We start from the raw sequence: 16,992 nt of genomic DNA on the forward strand, positions 1-16,992 counted from the left end.
GCAGGAGTAAGGCATGGCCGACGAAGGGCTACGTCCCATTATTGTAAAACGCATCAAGAAGGGCGGCGGCGGTCATCACGGCGGCGCCTGGAAGATCGCCTACGCCGACTTCGTGACGGCGATGATGGCGTTCTTCCTGCTGATGTGGCTGTTGGGATCGACCGCCAAGGGCGATCTCAACGGTATTGCAGAATATTTCAAGACCCCTCTCAAAGTGGCGATGGCTGGCGGCTCCGGTAGCGGCGACGCCAACACGGTGCTGCCCGGCGGGGGCAAGGATCTGACACGTCAGGAAGGCCAGTTGCGCAAGGGCGAGAACGATGTCACCAGCAAGCGCAGCGTACGCGCAGCCCAGGCTGAATTGGAAAAGGCAGAGCGCGCGCGTCTCGACGAGTTGAAAAAGCGCATCGAGACCGCCATCGACAGCAGCCCGACCTTGAAGCAGTTCAAGAATCAACTGCTGATCGATATCACGTCCGAAGGCTTGCGCATCCAGATCGTGGATGAGAAGAACCGTCCGATGTTCGCGCTGGCCAGCGCACAGTTGCAGCCCTATACGCGTGAAATTCTGCGCGAGATCGGCAAAACGCTCAACGATGTGCCGAACAAGATCAGCCTGTCGGGCCACACCGACGCCACGCCGTATTCGAGTGGCGAAAAGGGTTACAGCAATTGGGAGTTGTCCGCCGATCGCGCCAATGCGTCGCGTCGTGAGCTGATTTCCGGCGGCATGGATGAATCAAAGGTATTGCGCGTGGTGGGCTTGTCGTCGGCCGTACTGCTGGACAAGGAAGATCCGTTCAATCCGATCAACCGTCGCATCAGCATCATCGTGATGAACAAGAAGGCGGAAGAGTTGGTACAGAACGGCGGATCGTCTTCACTCGATGTGTCGTCGGAAGCGGAAGTAAAAGACGGCTTGAGCGAACCGGCCAAGAATTAACCGGATTTTAAACATCAGGCCCAATTGAAAAGGAGGGCTTCCTATGTCGACACCCAAAATGCTGCAAGAGCTTAAACGCTTGCTGCTCGATACGGCTAGCGGTGGAAGCAGGCAACTGACCGAAGTTGAGACGGATCTGGTTCAAACCAACATCCTGCTCGGCGAAGCGATCGAGAAGCTGGGATCCAGCTTCATGGAGTTGCACACCGCTGTCCTCGCGCAGCAAAAGGAACTTGAAGTGGTCATGGCCGGCAACGGCATCTTGTCTGCTGAGGATATTGCTCGCCTCAAGCTCATGCAGGATGACATTACGGTGCACGTCAACGCTGCGGTGACGGGCCTGCAATTCCAGGACATGACCAGCCAGTTGCTGGAGCGTATTGTCCGCCGCGTTATCGGCTTGCGCGATGCGCTGGGTGTGCTCAGCGCGAACAGTTTTGAAATTACTCCCGATTCCGCGCAATCAGTGGAGATGCTCGAGATCCTGCTCAAGAACACGGTGGAGTCGATGGAAGAACGCCTGACCGCACTTGAAAACGGCTTGTGGAAAACAGTGCGGCAAACGCGGATGGAAAGCGGCGACATCGAATTGTTTTAAGCGAAGCCGCCTCGATATGCAGATTCGGCGAGGCTCTTCGGTGATCTGAAGATGGGCTGAATCACTCGCAAGATAGTAATTTTTTGATAATGGATACGGCATAATGAGTTTGAACAACTCATACCCGTAAATGAAGAACAGGGAGTAATGATGTCTAAAACAATTCTTGCGGTAGACGACTCGGGGTCATTGCGCCAGATGGTGGTGTTCAGCCTGAAAGCAGCCGGCTATCAAGTCACCGAAGCGGTGGACGGGCAAGATGCGCTGGACAAGGCGAAGTTGCAAACTTTCGACCTGGTGCTGACCGATCAGAACATGCCGCGCATGGATGGCCTGACGCTGATCCGTTCCCTGCGTGCTCTTACCAGCTATCAGCGCGTGCCTATTTTGATGCTGACCACCGAGTTCAGCGACGAAATGAAGGCCAAGGGCAAGGCTGCCGGCGCCAACGGCTGGCTGGTGAAGCCGTTCGATCCGCAGCGTCTGACCGAAGTAGTTAAAAAAGTCATTGGCTAGTGTCAATAATCAACGATAAAAGACAGACCTACAGCATCCATGACGGAGCCCAATCATGACCATTGATATGAGCCAGTTTTTCCAGGTGTTTTTCGACGAGGCGGAGGAAGGCCTCGCCGAAATGGAAAAGCTCCTGCTGGCCGTTAATGTGTCGGATCCCGACGACGAAGATCTGAACGCGATCTTCCGCGCCGCGCATTCCATCAAAGGCGGTTCGGCCACATTCGGCCTGAACGACATTACTGAAGTGACCCACGTGCTGGAGTCGCTGCTTGACCGCATCCGCCAGCATGAAATGGCGCTGACGAGTCAGCACGTCGACGCTTTTCTTGCGGCCAAAGACGTTATCAAATCCATGCTGGACGGTCATCGCCATGGCGCGACCGTTGATCTGACCGCGGCCGCCGACGTGCGCAAGCTGTTGCAGTCGCTGTCGGAAGGCGCCGGCAAGAAAGCCAAGGGAGCGCAGCCGCTGGTCGGCCCGGGCGGTGTGAGCCGTTATCGCATTGAATTGCCGAAGTTGGCCGAGCGCGACATCGAGGCTCTCCAACAGGAACTCGGTCTGCTTGGGAAAATTGAAAAAGCCGAAGCTGAAGGCGAGCGCTGCGTGTTCATATTGGACACCGCCAAAGGTGCTGACAGCATCGTCGAAATCTGTTCCTTCCTGGTGAACACGGATGACCTGAAGATTTCACAGGCGGTCGCCGAACGTTCCAAGGAAGAAGAGCAGGGCTACGGTTTCTTCGCGCCGTTCGTGCCGCAGGATGCAACCGACGAAGAGCGTGGTTATGGCTTCTTCGCGCCGTTTGTACCGGTGAACGCGACGGACAAGGAACGCGGCTACGGTTTCTTTGAGCCGTTCGTGCCGCAAGGCGAGATCGAACAAGCCAAGCAGGCGGCAGAAGCCGCCGCGCACGCCGACGACGAGCCGCCAGCCTTGGCCGTGACCGAAGGCGGCGAAAAGAAAGCCAAGGGCGAGAAGCCTGCGACCGTGCATGAATCGCAGTCGATCCGCGTCGGCATCGAAAAAGTCGACCAGTTGATCAACCTAGTGGGCGAGCTGGTGATCACGCAGGCCATGATTGAGCAGCGAACCGGCTCACTGGATCCGATGCTGTATGAACATCTGCTCAACAGCGTCAGCCAGCTGACTCGCAATACACGCGACTTGCAGGAATCGGTCATGTCGATTCGCATGATGCCGATGGACTACGTATTCTCGCGGTTCCCGCGCATGGTGCGCGATCTGGCCGCCAAACTCGGCAAGCGCGTCGAATTCGTTACTCATGGCGCTGCGACGGAACTGGACAAGGGCCTGATCGAACGCATCGTCGATCCGCTTACCCATCTGGTGCGCAACAGTGTCGATCACGGCATCGAAATTCCCGAGACGCGTCTGGCCGCAGGCAAGGCTGATTACGGCACGCTGTCGCTGTCCGCCGAACACCAGGGCGGCAACATCATCATTGAAGTCACCGATGACGGCGGCGGTCTCAACCGCGACAAGATTCTGGCCAAGGCCAAGCAGCAAGGCATGGCAGTGTCCGACAGCCTCAGCGACGGCGACGTCTGGCAATTGATTTTCGAGCCGGGCTTTTCGACCGCGGAACAAGTTACCGATGTGTCCGGTCGTGGCGTCGGCATGGATGTCGTCAAGCGCAACATCCTGGCCATGGGCGGTGCAGTCGATATTCGTTCCAGCAAGGGTTTTGGCACGACGATTTCGATTTCGCTGCCGTTGACGCTGGCGATCCTGGATGGCATGTCGATCCGGATTGGCCACGAGATTTACATCCTGCCGCTCGGCTATGTGGTCGAGTCGCTGCAACCGGCGACGCAGGACGTCAAGGAAATCAGCGGCCAGGGCAAGGTCATCAAAGTCCGTGGCGAATATCTGCCGCTGATTCCGCTGTATCAAATTTTCAATATCGAGCCGACATTCACCGATCCGTCGCTGGGGCTGGTGGTAATCCTGGAATCGGATGGCAAGAAAGCTGCATTGTTCGTCGATGATCTGATCGGCCAGCAGCAAATTGTTGTCAAGAACCTGGAATCCAATTATCGTAAGGTTGCAGGGATTTCTGGTGCTACTATTCTGGGTGACGGAGGCGTAGCCTTGATTATCGACGTTGCCGCCTTGTTACGATCAAGCCGGCAATTGAACGACGAATCTGTATTTTCCTGATTTTTTATAAGGGCCATTATCATGTCTGACACCATTTCTAAAAATATTTCCGGCTTCGGCGAGAAGTCCGACAGCGCCGGGAATGAGTTCCTGGCCTTCACGCTTGGCAAGGAAGAATACGGCATCGACATCCTGAAAGTTCAGGAAATCCGCGGCTATGAAGCCGTGACCCGTATCGCCAATTCGCCGGAGTTCATCAAGGGTGTCGTCAATCTGCGCGGGATCATTGTTCCCATCGTCGATATGCGCATCAAGTTCCAGCTCGGCGAACCGACCTACGATCAATTCACCGTTGTGATCATCCTGAACATTTCCGGCCGCGTGGTCGGCATGGTGGTCGACAGCGTGTCCGACGTGATCACCTTGTCGCCGGAACAAATCAAGCCGGCGCCGGAAATGGGCACGACGTTCGATTCCGACTACCTGATCGGTCTGGGCACACTGGATGAGCGCATGCTGATTCTGGTCGACATCGACAAGCTGATGTCCAGCGCTGATATGGGCCTGATCGAGAAGCTGGCCGCTTAAGCCGCTGCAAGCATCAAGTCCGGGAACGGGCGCCTGCCGCATGGCTCTGCGGCAGGCGCCCGTTTTCTTTTTTGGATTGTGAGAGTAGCGAAGGACGCGTGTGCCGGCAAGCCGGCAAGCATTCTGCACGCTTGCCGGTAGGCAGAAGACGCGGCTTAGTGGAAGTGTTCAGTCGATGCGGGTACGTCTTCCGGCATTTCGGCGTGCACCAGATCACCATCGGGCGCCGGGAATAACGGCGTACCGCAATCGTCGCAGAACTCCATCGTATAGCGTTCCTCATGCAGCTTGATCTGCACGATGCCGCACTCGCGCAATACAGCGAGGATCTCTTCCATCGGCGTGAGGGCACTGTCCGGCGCAGACAGGTCACGCACTTCATCGCCATCTTCCTGTTCGTACAGCGGCCACACGATGCCGTACACAACGCCGTCATCGTTGCCGAGGCTGAAGCCGACGCGGTACTCGTCTATCTGGCCGTTGATGTTCTCGCAAAAACTGCCGATGTTGGCATGCAGCTCAGACGAAGCCAGGCCCAGCGTCTGGGTCAGGTAATGATCGGCGGCGCGAATGGCGGCTGGGCGGATGCGTTTGTCCGCTTCGCGGCAAGCGAAGTAATACGGCTGCGGCAGCAGCAGCTCGACGTTGCAGCCGGGCAGGAAGCGGGTCAGCAGCGGTGTCGCCTGGGTGGTCCAGGCCTTGAGTGCGGTTTCCCTCTCGTGCACGACCGAGCCATGCTCATCCATCTGCCAGCGGAACACCGGCGCGCCGGTCGGCACTGCGACCGCAGCGATCAGGTAGCGCGTGTCGGCCAGGAACGGCGCGGTCGGCGTTTGCTCCAGCGACAGCTGCGGCGCGCTTTGCTTGAGCGCGGACTGGCCCATGCGCTGCGCCAGTGCGAAGACATCGGCATGGTGGCGCGGCAGCTGTTCAATCGCGTACAAGGCCGGCGCCAGCGCCAGATGCACGTTGTCGGCCAGCACGTGGGCATGGAGGTGGGCGAACAAACCGTTGCGCACGTCGGCGGGCAGGTTGCCGGAGGCAATACTGAAACGCGTCCAGGCCAGCACCGGCAGCGCCAGCAATTGCACGCTGTAGACCTTGCCGTCGTAATCGAGTGCGCAGGCTTCGCTGTTGGCTTCGACTGCTTCCACCAAGACGTCGTAGCCGTCCAGATCGGATTTGAACAGGTGATCGAGGGCGGCGTCGATCATGCCCTGGTGATTGCTTTTCAGCTGCTTGTGCAATTGCAGATCGAGGGTGCGTTCCCAGGCTCGTTCTTCGAGACGACTGGTGGAGCCGGCGACCGCTTGTGATGAATTGACCAGGCGCTGGCTTTCAGCGGACAACCTGGAGGACGAACGTTTGGCGGGGCGGCGCATGATGAAATATTGACAATCAAATGATGAGAATGTCTATTGTAGTTGATTCGACATCGGGGCGGGTGTTGCTGACCGGCATGTCAGTTCGTCAACGCGCTTATGGGGAGGGCTTCACAGAGTGTCTTGCAGCGCGCATAAAAAAACGCCGGTCGAAACCGGCGTTTTTCATTGCAAGAGGCTGATTAAGCTGCCAGCAGTTGACGCAGAACGAACGGCAGGATGCCGCCGTGCTTGTAGTAGTCGACTTCGATTGGCGTATCGATGCGCAACAGCAGTTTGACTTCCTTGGTTTCGCCATTCTTGCGATGGATCACCAGAGTTGCTTCTTGCTGTGGCTTGATCTCGCCTTCCAGGCCCTTCAGGTCGAACGTTTCTTCGCCTGTGATGCCCAGAGTCTGGACGCTGTCGGTGCCGATGAATTGCAGCGGCAGCACGCCCATGCCGACCAGGTTCGAGCGGTGGATACGTTCGAACGAACGTGTGATCACAGCTTTCACGCCCAGCAATTGGGTGCCCTTGGCAGCCCAGTCGCGCGAGGAGCCGGTACCGTACTCTTCACCACCGAACACCATGGTTGGCACGCCGTCGTTGACGTACTTCATGGCTGCATCATAGATCGCCATTTGTTCGCCGGTCGGTTGGTGAACAGTCACGCCGCCTTCAACGCCAGGCACCATCAGGTTCTTGATACGCACGTTGGCGAATGTGCCGCGCATCATGATTTCGTGGTTGCCGCGGCGCGAGCCGTAGGAGTTGAAGTCCGCCTTCAGCACGCCGTTGGCTTGCAGCCACTTGCCCGCTGGGCTGGAGTCCTTGATCGAACCGGCCGGGGAGATGTGGTCGGTAGTGATCGAGTCGCCGAACACGCCCAAGGCGCGTGCGCCGCTGATGCCTGTTGCTGCAGCTGTCGGTACTTCGGTGAAGTTCTCGAAGAACGGTGGTTCTGCGATGTAAGTCGAAGTCGGCCAGTTGTAGACCTGACCGGCAGCGACGCCCTTGATGGCTTCCCACAGCTTGCCTGGAGCGCCCTTGACGTCGGCGTAGTTCTCTTTGAACACCTTGGCGTTCATCGCGAACTTCAACAGCTTTTCGATTTCTTGCGAAGTCGGCCAGATGTCGCCCAGGAAGATTTCCTTGCCGCCCTTGCCCTTGCCGACCGGTTGCGTCATCAGGTCGACGTTCATGTTGCCGGCGATGGCGTAAGCCACGACCAGCGGAGGCGATGCCAGGAAGTTCGAACGGATGTTCGCGTGGATACGCGCTTCGAAGTTACGGTTGCCGGACAATACGGCGGAAGCCACGATGTCGTTCTTGACGATTGCTTCGTTCATTGCTGGTGTCAGGTCGCCGGCGTTACCGATGCAAGTGGTGCAACCGTAAGCGGTCACGCCAAAGCCCAGTTTTTCCAGATAGCCCAACAGGCCGGCTGCTTCCAGGTACTTGGTCACGACACGCGAGCCAGGCGCCAGCGACGTCTTGATATGCGGAGCAACCTTCAGACCGGCTTCAACCGCCTTCTTGGCCAGCAGGCCTGCTGCCAGCAGCACGCTTGGGTTCGATGTGTTGGTGCACGATGTGATCGCAGCGATCAGCACGTCGCCATTCTTGACATCGACGCCGTCGGCGTTGGTGTAGGTCTTCGTCAGATCTTCGATCTTCTTGTTGAAGCCGTTTTCTGCGACAGGCTTGGCAAACAGGTCGGCGAAAGTCGACTTGACGTTGCCGATTTCGATACGGTCCTGCGGACGCTTAGGACCAGCCAGCGACGGTGCAACGGTGCCCAGATCCAGCGACACTTCGTTGGTGTAGTCGATGTCGCCGGCCTTTGGAATACCGAACAGGTTCTGTGCCTTGAAGTAGGATTCGAACGCGTCAATTTCCGCCTTGGTGCGACCGGTGCCCTTGAAGTAGTCGATGGTTGCTTCGTCGACCGGGAAGAAGCCCATGGTGGCGCCGTATTCAGGCGCCATGTTGGCGATGGTGGCGCGGTCGGTCAGCGACAGCGACTTGGTGCCTTCGCCGAAGAATTCGACAAACTTGCCCACAACCTTGGTCTTGCGCAGCAGTTCAGTGATGGTCAGGACCAGATCGGTTGCGGTGCAGCCTTCGCGCAACTGACCAGTCAGGTGCACGCCGACCACGTCAGGTGTCAGGAAATAGACCGGTTGCCCCAGCATGCCGGCTTCCGCCTCAATGCCGCCGACGCCCCAGCCGACCACGCCGATGCCGTTGATCATGGTGGTGTGCGAGTCAGTACCGACCAGCGTGTCAGGGTAGTAGACACCGGTCTTGTTGTGCACGCCGCGCGCCAGGTATTCCAGGTTCACCTGGTGGACGATGCCGAAGCCCGGAGGCACGACGCCGAAGGTGTCGAATGCCTGCATGCCCCATTTCATGAACTGATAGCGCTCGTTGTTGCGCTGGAATTCCAGCTTCATGTTCAGGTCGAGGGCTTTCTTTTCGCGGTAGTGGTCGATCTGTACCGAGTGATCGACGACCAGATCCACCGGAACCAGCGGCTCGATGTTCTTTGGATTCTTGCCCAGCTTCTTGGCGACGTTGCGCATCGCGGCCAGGTCGGCCAGCAGAGGAACGCCGGTGAAGTCCTGCAGCACCACGCGGGCTACCACGAACGGGATTTCATCGACGCGGGCACCCTTGGCGCTCCAGCTTGCCAATTGCTTGACGTGCTCTTCAGTCACCTTCTGACCGTCGCAGTTACGCAGGACGGATTCCAGCACGATACGGATCGACACTGGCAGACGGGAGATGTTGATCCCGAGTTTCTTTTCCAGGGCGGGCAGTGAGTAGAACTTGCCTTTCTTGGAACCGGAAATGCTGAATTCCTTTAGGGTGTTCAATGTGTTGCGGGACATGGCCTCTTCTCCTTAGATTACGGATGGTATAAGTTTGTTGGCGCTACGAAGCTTGGTTTCGTTGCAAATACGGGACTGCTTTACTTCTGAGTTCGTGCTGAATCTTGTTGCCTGTTTGCTGCTTAGCTTTTCGGGGCTGCCGGCGCTTCTGCAGTCGCCGGTTCTACGTTCTTGCATTCGTTCGCCAGTTGCTGACCCTTCTTGGAGTCGAGCAGGATGCCCTTGGCGGGAATACCGATCCAGACCAGGCCGACCTTGCGGTTTTCGAAGCGGTTGGCGCCGGTGGTGGTGGTCACGCGGGTCAGGCGGTTGATGCGCTTGTTCCAGCGGATGGCGATGTGCTTGTCATCGTCGTCGTTCTTGTAGATGGTCAGCTTGTTGCCCATTTCGCAGTTGAAGTCGGCCGACTTGGTGCCGCCGATTTCCGGCTCGTTTTCGTCATCGTCCGCGTCCGAAGAGAGCGCCATTTTTTCAGCAGGCTTGGCGGCTACGGAAGCAGCTTTGGGATGCGCTTCTTTTTTCTTGGTCGGCTTTTTCTTGGTGGGGGTTGTCGCAGGCGCACCGGTCTCGGCGAATGCCGACGGCATGCCGACGGCGAAGAGGGCGCTTACGAGGGTCAGGGCGGTCAGATATTTTTTCATCGTGCGTCAGTTAATGTTCAATGTTGCAGGGTGGTTGAAATCGGTGCAGCGGTCGTGCCGGTTTCTGCAAACCAGGCTGCGACTTCCACAGGCAAAACAGCGCCGCCGGCATGGCCGCGCTGCAGAATACTCCAGTAATAACGGTAGCTCGCACGGTCATGCAGCGTGCCGCCGTGCTGTATCGGGCCCCATTGCACGTCCCTGGCTTTAAGCAGGATTTGTGCCGCTTCGCCGATTTCGTCGTCGGCGGGGGAGAGGGTTTGCACGATCGCCTTGATCTGGTTCGGATGGATGCTCCACATCCGGGTATAGCCAAATTCTTGCGCCGCGCGGCCGGCGTCGCCGGTGACCACCGCAGCATCCTGGATCTCGGTGGTGACGTTATGCGACGGCACTTTGCCGTGCGCGTGGCAGGCGGCGGAAATTTCCAGTTTGGCGCGCGCCACCAGCGGGTGCGTGAACTGGCCGGGCGAGCGCATCGCCGCGGCCGGGATGGCGCCATAGTGCGCCGACACAAAATCCATCACGCCGAAGGACAGCGATTCAACCTGCGGCAACGCTGCGATCTGGTGCACGTCTTCCAGGGCGCCGTGAGTCTCGATCAGCACGTGCAGCGGCGGCGTGCGGCGGCCAGCTTCGCTGGTGTGGCGGGAGATGGTGGCGATGGCGCGTTGCACATCGGCCAGACCGTCCGCCTTGGGCAGCATCAGGTAAGCCAGTTGCGAGGCATTGGCAACGGCGGCGGCAGCGCAGATCGTCGCAACGTCTTGTTCGAAAAAGGGGCTGGTCACGTCATGCACGCGGGCGCCGATGCGGCCGAAGCGATTGTCGTCGCCGGCGATCAAGGAGCCAACCAGTTGCGCGTGTGCGATTTCGTTGCCGGCGCTGGCGCCGTCTTCGCAGTCGAGGGTGATATCAAAAACCGGGCCGAGCTCTTGTTGCAGGGCGATCGACTTGCGCATCAGCTTTTCAGAGCCGGCGTAATGGTCGCAGACCGGTAGTGAGACCGGTTGTCGGGTGCCTGGGAACAAGACCTGGGTGGGATGCATTGCTGCTGAATTCCGAATGTATGCAAAATGACGCGGCGGCTGTGAAAGCCCGCCGCGCGCTGGTCAATTAGCCGACCAGGTGTTTGACGCCTTCGCGCTCTTCCGACAATTCCTTGAGCGTGATGTTGATGCGCTCTTGGGAGAATTCGTCGATTTCGAGGCCTTGGACGATCTTGTATTCGCCGTTCTCGGTGGTGACCGGGAAGCCGAACATGGTGCCTTCAGGAATACCGTAAGAACCGTCCGATGGCACACCCATGGTGGTCCACTTGCCGTTGGTGCCGAGGATCCAGTCATGCACGTGATCAATCGCTGCGTTGGCTGCCGATGCTGCCGAAGACAGGCCGCGCGCTTCGATGATCGCTGCGCCGCGCTTGCCGACTGTCGGCAGGAAGGTGTCCTTGTTCCAGACCTGATCGTTGATCAGATCCTTGACGGCCTTGCCGTCTGCTGTCGCGAAACGGTAGTCGGCGTACATGGTTGGCGAGTGGTTGCCCCAGACGCACAGCTTTTCGATGGCCGAAACGGGTTGGCCGATCTTGGCCGCAACTTGCGACAGCGCGCGGTTGTGGTCCAGACGCAGCATGGCGGTGAAGTTCTTGGCCGGCAGATTTGGTGCCGACTTCATGGCGATGTAAGCGTTGGTGTTGGCTGGGTTGCCGACCACCAGAACCTTGACGTCGCGCGAAGCAACTGCGTCCAGCGCCTTGCCTTGCACGGTGAAGATTTGTGCGTTGGCTTCCAGCAAATCCTTGCGCTCCATGCCTGGGCCGCGTGGGCGGGCGCCAACCAGCAGGGCGATGTCGGCATCCTTGAATGCGGTCATCGGGTCGCTGTGCGCGGTCACGCCGGCCAGCAACGGGAATGCACAGTCATCGATTTCCATGATGACGCCCTTGAGGGCTTTCTGTGCTTTTTCGTCTGGGATTTCCAGCAGTTGCAGGATCACTGGCTGGTCTTTGCCGAGCAGGTCGCCGTTAGCAATGCGGAAGAGGAGGGAGTAACCGATTTGACCGGCGGCGCCAGTTACGGCAACACGCTTGGGGGCTTTAGCCATGTGAATCTCCAAAGTGGTGATAGAAAGCGTTCAATACTGCCGGAGTCGGGAGGCGCTCGCAAAACCTGCTGCAAACGCGCTGAAACAAGCCCTGGAAGTGCTTCCCAACTCCTCGCCGGTCTCGGTAAGACACCGGCAATTACTTCGTATTCTTTCAAGAGACTGTAATCATACCGTCGAAAGCGCAGGCAGTCAGTTGTTTTGCCATCTCGGCAGCAAACCGGAGCAAGGAAAATTGCGCAGCCTTGAGGTCTGGCGATACGAACGCGGGTCAAAAACCCCGCTCGTCTCCGAATATGCCCGCGAGTGTAGGCTTGCCTTTGTGGTCTGTCAATCGCTATCTTATGTCTTATATAAGACATCTTATTAAATACTTTTTACTGGACGCAAGCAGGGTTTTTGTGGTCAAATTTGGGGTTATGAGCTCCAGCCTGCCCAATCTGAACAACAGCGACGCGCAAAGCGTGGGCACCAGTGTCGCCGGAGCAGCTCCTACCTTCAGTCCCCTCTATCAGCAAATCAAGGCTTTGATCACGCAGCGTCTGGAATCAGGCGAGTGGAAGCCGGGCGAACTGATCCCCAGCGAAGTCGAACTCGGCAACCGTTTCAAGGTGAGCCAGGGGACCGTGCGCAAGGCGATCGACGAGCTGGCTGCTGAAAACCTGGTGGTGCGGCGGCAAGGGAAGGGCACGTTTGTTGCCACGCATCATGAAACGCATGCGCAATTCCGTTTCCTGCGATTGACCGCCGATACGGACGGTCCGCAGCGCGCAGAAAACAAGATCATCGAAGTCAAGCGCGTGCGCGCATCGGCCGAAGTGGCGCGTCAGCTCGACATGAAGTCGGGCGACTCCGTGATCTTCATCAAACGGGTAAAATCATTTAACGGCGTTCCGACCATACTTGAAGAAATCTGGTTGCCCGGTCTGATCTTCAAAGGGCTCACCGCGGAACGTCTGATTGAATATAAAGGGCCGTTGTACGGCCTGTTTGAAACCGAATTCGGGACACGCATGATTCGCGCTGAAGAGCAGATTCGTGCCGTGGGGGCGGATCCGGAGTCTGCGGAATTGCTGGGGGTTCCGCCCCAAACGCCTTTGTTGAGTGTGGACCGCGCTTCCTTTACCTATGGCGACAAGCCGGTAGAGATGCGGCGCGGCTTGTATTTGACGTTGAATTATCACTACCAGAGCGAACTGAATTAAACCTGCAGGGGATGTCCTTTGCTCGCATCCGTTCGTCGACTTTGAAATACCTAATTTGCTGCGAAGCAGAATAAGTGTTGGTGAAGGTTCATGAAATCGGCGAAAATTGCGGGATTGTTTTAAATCTGAGGAGAACCTTGTTATGTCTGAAGCCGCTAAACCACCACGGCCACAATTTCGTAACATTAATATTACCCAAATTGCTGGTTACCGTATGCCGCTGGCTGCGTTGGTGTCGATCATGCACCGTGTCAGTGGCCTGTTCCTGTTCCTGATGCTGCCGTTCATCCTGTATTTGCTGGATAACAGTCTGCTCTCCGAAGGCACTTTTGAGTACCTCAAAGGCTTTGCCTCCAACTGGTTCGTCAAGCTTGTCGTCCTCGCCCTGTCCTGGGCATATCTTCATCACTTCTGTGCCGGCATCCGCCATCTGATCATGGACAACCACATCGGTCTGGACAAGGACAGCGCGCGCAAGTCGTCGGCCGGCGTCCTGGTCGTCAGCATCGCACTGATGATCGTAGTGGCATTGAAACTGTTCGGAGCATTCTAAAAATGGCAAACAATAATATCGGATCGAAGCGCCTCGTCGTGGGTGCTCATTACGGCATGCGCGACTGGCTGGCGCAACGCGCTACCGCCGTCGTCATGGCTTTGTACACCGTCGTTCTGCTGGTGTGCTTCCTGACTTCCAGCGGTTTCTCTTACGACGGCTGGGCGGCAATGTTCTCGCATCAGTGGTTCAAGATGGCGACGTTCGCAGCCTTCATGGCCTTGTTCTACCACGCCTGGATTGGCGTGCGTGATATCTGGATGGATTACGTCAAGCCGGTCGCCGTGCGCCTGGTCTTGCAAGTTGCCACGATCCTGTGGCTGGTTGTGTGCGCCGGATGGGCTGCACAGATTTTGTGGAGAGTGTAATCGTGGCAGCTATCAAATCCACAATTCCTACACGCCGCTTTGATGCGGTTATTGTCGGCGCCGGCGGATCCGGCATGCGCGCTTCGTTGCAACTGGCTGAAGCCGGTCTGAACGTCGCGGTTCTGTCCAAAGTTTTCCCGACCCGCTCGCACACGGTCGCTGCCCAAGGCGGCATCGGTGCATCGCTGGGCAACATGTCGGAAGACAACTGGTACTGGCACATGTTCGACACCGTCAAGGGTTCGGACTATCTGGGTGACCAGGACGCCATCGAATTCATGTGCCGCGAAGCACCGAAGGCTGTCTACGAGCTGGAACACTTCGGCATGCCTTTCGACCGTAATGCGGACGGCACCATTTACCAGCGTCCGTTCGGCGGTCACTCCGCCAACTTCGGCGAAAAGCCGGTGGCGCGCGCCTGTGCTGCAGCCGATCGTACCGGTCATGCACTGCTGCACACGCTGTATCAGCGCAACGTCCGCGCCAAGACGCACTTCTTCGTTGAATGGATGGCGATTGACGTCATTCGCGACAACGAAGGGGATGTGATCGGCGTGGTTGCGCTGGAAATGGAAACCGGCGAAATCATGATGTTGCACGCCAAGACCACGCTGTTTGCAACCGGCGGCGCAGGCCGTATCTGGGCTGCATCCACCAACGCGTTCATCAATACCGGCGACGGCATGGGTATGGCGGCGCGTGCAGGTCTGCCGCTGCAGGATATGGAATTCTGGCAGTTCCATCCGACCGGCGTGGCCGGTGCGGGCGTGCTGATTACTGAAGGCGTGCGCGGCGAAGGCGGCATCCTGATCAACAGCAATGGCGAACGTTTCATGGAGCGCTATGCGCCGACGCTGAAGGATCTGGCGCCGCGCGACTTCGTGTCGCGTTCGATGGACCAGGAAATCAAGGAAGGCCGCGGCGTCGGTCAGCACAAGGATCACGTGCTGCTGGACCTGCGCCACATCGGCGCGGATACGATTCAAAAGCGTCTGCCGTCGATTCTGGAAATCGCGCACAAGTTCGCCAACGTTGATGCGACCAAGGAACCGATTCCTGTCGTGCCGACCATTCACTATCAGATGGGCGGTATTCCGACCAACGTGTATGGTCAGGTCGTCGCACCGAAGAACGGTTCGTACAAGGAAGTGGTACAGGGCATGTACGCCATCGGCGAATGCGCCTGTGTATCGGTGCACGGCGCCAACCGTCTGGGCACCAACTCGCTGCTGGATCTGGTGGTGTTCGGTCGTGCCGCCGGCAATCACATCGTTGAAAGCCGTTTGCAGGATCGCAGCCACAAGCCGATTCCATCGGATGCAACCGATCGCGCCATGGAACGTGTCGCACGTCTGGAAACCAGCACCGGTTCCGAGCGCGTGCAGGACGTCGCCAACGCGATCCGCGCCACGATGCAGCACTACTGCGGCGTGTTCCGTACCGACGAACTGCTGAACGAAGGCCGTGCCAAGATCATGGAGCTGGATGAGCGTCGCAAGCACGTCTCGTTCAAGGACAAGTCCAAGGTCTTCAACACTGCACGCGTCGAAGCGCTTGAGCTGGACAATCTGATTGAAACAGCCAAGGCAACCATCACTTCCGCAGCAGCCCGCAAGGAATCGCGTGGCGCGCATGCTCACCGCGACTATGAAAAGCGCGATGACGTCGAATGGCTGAAGCACACGCTGTGGTTTTCCGAGGGGAATCGTCTCGACTACAAACCAGTCAACATGCAACCGTTGACAGTCGAAACATTTAAACCTAAAGCACGTACTTTCTAAAAGGTCAGAACATGACACGTACTCTGAAATTCAAGATCTACCGCTACGATCCGGACAAGGATGAAAAGCCGTACATGCAAGACCTGACCGTCGAGCTGAAGCCAACCGACAAGATGCTGCTGGATGCCCTGCAACGCATCAAGTCCGACGTCGATGATTCGCTGGCGCTGCGCCGTTCGTGCCGTGAAGGCGTGTGCGGTTCCGATGCGATGAACATCAACGGCAAGAACGGCCTGGCCTGCACCACCAACCTGAACGAACTGAGCGAGCCTATCGTTCTCAAGCCGTTGCCAGGTTTGCCTGTGATCCGCGATCTGATCGTGGACATGACCAACTTCTTCAAGCAATACGATTCGATCAAGCCTTACCTGATCAACGACAGCATTCCTCCTGAAAAAGAGCGTCTGCAATCGCCTGAACAGCGTGAAGAACTCGACGGCGTGTATGAGTGCATCCTGTGCGCTTGCTGCTCGACATCGTGCCCGTCGTTCTGGTGGAATCCGGACAAGTTCGTCGGTCCTGCCGGCCTGCTGCAGGCTTATCGTTTCATCGCGGACAGCCGCGACGAAGCGACCGGCCAGCGCCTGGACGATCTGGAAGATCCGTATCGCCTGTTCCGTTGCCGTTCCATCATGAACTGCGTCGATGTCTGCCCGAAGGGTCTGAACCCGAACGCGGCCATCGGCAAGATCAAGGAACTGATGGTTCGCCGCGCGGTATAAGCAGTTTGCAGCAAGCGGGCGGGAGGCGACTCCCGCCCGTGGTTTTATCCATGTTCAATGCATGTTTCACCAGTGATTGCCTTCCGCGTCGGTTCGCCAGTGTGGCCGGAAGAATGAAGTCAGCACCGATTAAGAAGTGATTTGAATCCATGTCCCAAAGCCATCAAGACGATCCCGCCAAACGTGCACGCTTGCGCTGGCGCGCCCGTCGCGGATTGCTGGAAAACGATCTCATCCTGACGCGTTATCTCGACGCCAATGAAGAGAGCATGAGCGACGACGAAGTCGATGCGTTTTCTCGCCTGATGGATCTTGGCGACAACGACCTGATGGACTTGCTCCTTGTGCGCAAGGAGCCTGAAGCAGCCGTGGACTTGCCGCAAGTCCACGCCTTGCTCAAAAAATTGCGTAGCGCCTGAACGTTCCACGGAGTTCTGGCAAGATTGGTTCAAAAGCGGCCGGCGTTGTATTAGAGGCTGTTGCAAAGTGAATTTGGCGGCATCCTGCGTCGGGCAGGGCGCAGAGGCGCAGTTCATTTTGCAACAGGCTCTAAAGCGGTTGATTTTCGATTTTTGATTAACGATTCAT

16 protein-coding genes are annotated in these 16,992 nt (G+C 57.7%); 11 read left to right on the top strand and 5 right to left on the bottom strand.

Annotated elements, in window-relative coordinates; genetic code table 11:
* The first annotated feature begins 13 nt into the window (after positions 1-13).
* The 5 genes from motB (at position 14) to E4P32_RS21610 (ending at position 4,770) form a co-directional block, all read left to right on the top strand.
* Entirely contained in the window at positions 14-943 is a 930-nt protein-coding gene (gene motB / locus E4P32_RS21590; protein WP_116435623.1) for a flagellar motor protein MotB, read from the top strand.
* 43 nt (positions 944-986) lie between these two features.
* Positions 987-1,541, top strand: a complete 555-nt coding sequence (locus E4P32_RS21595; protein ID WP_116435624.1) for a chemotaxis protein — start codon at positions 987-989, stop codon at positions 1,539-1,541.
* 150 nt (positions 1,542-1,691) lie between these two features.
* Entirely contained in the window at positions 1,692-2,057 is a 366-nt protein-coding gene (locus E4P32_RS21600) for a response regulator (protein WP_007876463.1), read from the top strand.
* A gap of 55 nt (positions 2,058-2,112) precedes the next feature.
* Complete coding sequence (gene cheA / locus E4P32_RS21605) at positions 2,113-4,242, top strand: chemotaxis protein CheA (RefSeq protein WP_116435625.1); 2,130 nt, start codon at positions 2,113-2,115, stop codon at positions 4,240-4,242.
* A gap of 21 nt (positions 4,243-4,263) precedes the next feature.
* Complete coding sequence (locus tag E4P32_RS21610; RefSeq protein WP_016832990.1) at positions 4,264-4,770, top strand: chemotaxis protein CheW; 507 nt, start codon at positions 4,264-4,266, stop codon at positions 4,768-4,770.
* A 155-nt stretch (positions 4,771-4,925) separates the two neighbouring features.
* Here E4P32_RS21610 and E4P32_RS21615 read toward each other — a convergent pair whose 3' ends face one another.
* From E4P32_RS21615 to E4P32_RS21635, 5 genes are all read right to left on the bottom strand, one after another.
* Entirely contained in the window at positions 4,926-6,152 is a 1,227-nt protein-coding gene (locus E4P32_RS21615) for a DUF2863 family protein (RefSeq protein ID WP_116435626.1), read from the bottom strand.
* 182 nt (positions 6,153-6,334) lie between these two features.
* Positions 6,335-9,028: an aconitate hydratase AcnA gene (acnA, locus tag E4P32_RS21620; protein WP_116435627.1), complete on the bottom strand. Its 2,694-nt coding sequence runs from the start codon at positions 9,026-9,028 to the stop codon at positions 6,335-6,337.
* A gap of 122 nt (positions 9,029-9,150) precedes the next feature.
* Positions 9,151-9,669, bottom strand: coding sequence for a hypothetical protein (locus tag E4P32_RS21625; RefSeq protein WP_116435628.1), 519 nt, complete (start codon positions 9,667-9,669; stop codon positions 9,151-9,153).
* Between the two features lie 17 nt (positions 9,670-9,686).
* The gene (locus tag E4P32_RS21630) at positions 9,687-10,718 is read right to left on the bottom strand and encodes an aldolase/citrate lyase family protein (protein ID WP_116435629.1); all 1,032 of its coding nucleotides are present in this window, start codon (positions 10,716-10,718) and stop codon (positions 9,687-9,689) included.
* 67 nt (positions 10,719-10,785) lie between these two features.
* Positions 10,786-11,775, bottom strand: a complete 990-nt coding sequence (locus E4P32_RS21635; protein WP_050477250.1) for a malate dehydrogenase — start codon at positions 11,773-11,775, stop codon at positions 10,786-10,788.
* A gap of 419 nt (positions 11,776-12,194) precedes the next feature.
* On the opposite strand from E4P32_RS21635, the gene E4P32_RS21640 reads away from it, so the two are divergent.
* The 6 genes from E4P32_RS21640 to E4P32_RS21665 all read left to right on the top strand — a co-directional run bounded on the left by E4P32_RS21640 (position 12,195) and on the right by E4P32_RS21665 (position 16,823).
* Entirely contained in the window at positions 12,195-12,980 is a 786-nt protein-coding gene (locus tag E4P32_RS21640) for a GntR family transcriptional regulator (protein ID WP_116435630.1), read from the top strand.
* A 142-nt stretch (positions 12,981-13,122) separates the two neighbouring features.
* Positions 13,123-13,533, top strand: a complete 411-nt coding sequence (gene sdhC, locus E4P32_RS21645) for a succinate dehydrogenase, cytochrome b556 subunit (protein ID WP_116435631.1) — start codon at positions 13,123-13,125, stop codon at positions 13,531-13,533.
* A 2-nt stretch (positions 13,534-13,535) separates the two neighbouring features.
* Positions 13,536-13,901, top strand: coding sequence for a succinate dehydrogenase, hydrophobic membrane anchor protein (gene sdhD, locus E4P32_RS21650; protein WP_029363159.1), 366 nt, complete (start codon positions 13,536-13,538; stop codon positions 13,899-13,901).
* Between the two features lie 2 nt (positions 13,902-13,903).
* Positions 13,904-15,682, top strand: coding sequence for a succinate dehydrogenase flavoprotein subunit (gene sdhA, locus E4P32_RS21655; protein WP_029363160.1), 1,779 nt, complete (start codon positions 13,904-13,906; stop codon positions 15,680-15,682).
* Positions 15,683-15,693: 11 nt separating this feature from the next.
* Entirely contained in the window at positions 15,694-16,404 is a 711-nt protein-coding gene (locus E4P32_RS21660) for a succinate dehydrogenase iron-sulfur subunit (RefSeq protein ID WP_016833000.1), read from the top strand.
* Positions 16,405-16,553: 149 nt separating this feature from the next.
* Complete coding sequence (locus E4P32_RS21665; RefSeq protein WP_116435632.1) at positions 16,554-16,823, top strand: succinate dehydrogenase assembly factor 2; 270 nt, start codon at positions 16,554-16,556, stop codon at positions 16,821-16,823.
* The last annotated feature ends 169 nt before the right edge of the window (positions 16,824-16,992 follow it).

It is taken from the genome of Herbaspirillum sp. 3R11 (genome assembly GCF_004563925.1).
GTDB lineage: Bacteria > Pseudomonadota > Gammaproteobacteria > Burkholderiales > Burkholderiaceae_D > Herbaspirillum.